Consider the following 537-nt stretch of genomic DNA (forward strand, 5'->3'; position numbering starts at 1 on the left):
ATCCCCTACGTGGACCAGACCCCCCCTACGTGGACCAGACCCTGATCGGCTACATCCTGATGGCCGTCGGCGTCATCGGCCTGATCGCCTCGCTGGTCCTGGCGTCGCCCGGCCGCAGCCGCCGGGTGAGCGAAACCCGCTCCGTGGTGGACCCGAACACGGGCGAACGCATTGTCCGCAACGAGAGCCGGGACGGCGGCATCTAGCCATGACCCTCCGGCCGCCACTGTCCCCGGACACAGGCGAACCGCAAGTGAACATCCCGGAAGCCGGGCCCGACCATCACGGTCCGGCCCGGCTTCCGGCTGTCCCGGAAGAGTTTTTGTCCACTTACCGCGCCTTCGGGGGCCTCGAAGTCGCTCCATCTGGACAAAAACTCCAAGCTAGCATCTGCGTTCATGTTGTTTTCGTTGACAAACCAACATGAACAAAGATAAAGTCAAACAATTCAACATCATGTGATGGCAGTCACTGGAAGCCGGTCCTGAAGCCAGTCCCAGAACTACCTGCAGTCTTTTACGCAACGGAGGGTAAGTG

At 60.9% G+C, this 537-nt stretch carries 1 protein-coding gene; it reads left to right on the top strand.

The annotated features are described in order from the left end of the window. Positions 1–206: hypothetical protein (locus AC1DRE_RS25145; protein ID WP_476987171.1), on the top strand; the 206-nt coding region annotated here is incomplete at its 5' end. Positions 207–537: the final 331 nt, after the last annotated feature.

This window comes from Arthrobacter sp. P4_H3, from assembly GCF_056400885.1.